Annotated in this window: 1 protein-coding gene; it reads left to right on the forward strand. The window is 54.4% G+C overall.

The annotated features are described in order from the left end of the window. The coding region (locus SB752_RS32475; protein ID WP_410719509.1) for a hypothetical protein at window positions 1–272 on the forward strand (272 nt) is incomplete at both ends.

A 272-nucleotide genomic window follows, 5' to 3' on the forward strand; every position in this document is an offset into this window, starting at 1 on the left:
TGAGCAACTCGCTGAGATGCAAGGACAGATACTGGCCAACCGTGCAGCAGCAAGTGCCATGCAAATGGAAAGTAGCACCAGCGACTCGCCCAGTAGCGCTCAACCGCAAACATCAAGCAGTAGTACCAGCGCGCAAAGCGCAAGCCAGCCAGATTCTCAGCGCGTTCCTGTGTTTACACGATCTGACGAGCCAGCCAGCCAGCCCATGCTCATGAGCGAAGAGCAGCATCAGCGATTGCGTGAACAAAACCAAGAATATGAGCGTAGAATGG

It is taken from the genome of Brevibacillus sp. SIMBA_040 (genome assembly GCF_046535075.1).
Classification (GTDB): domain Bacteria; phylum Bacillota; class Bacilli; order Brevibacillales; family Brevibacillaceae; genus Brevibacillus.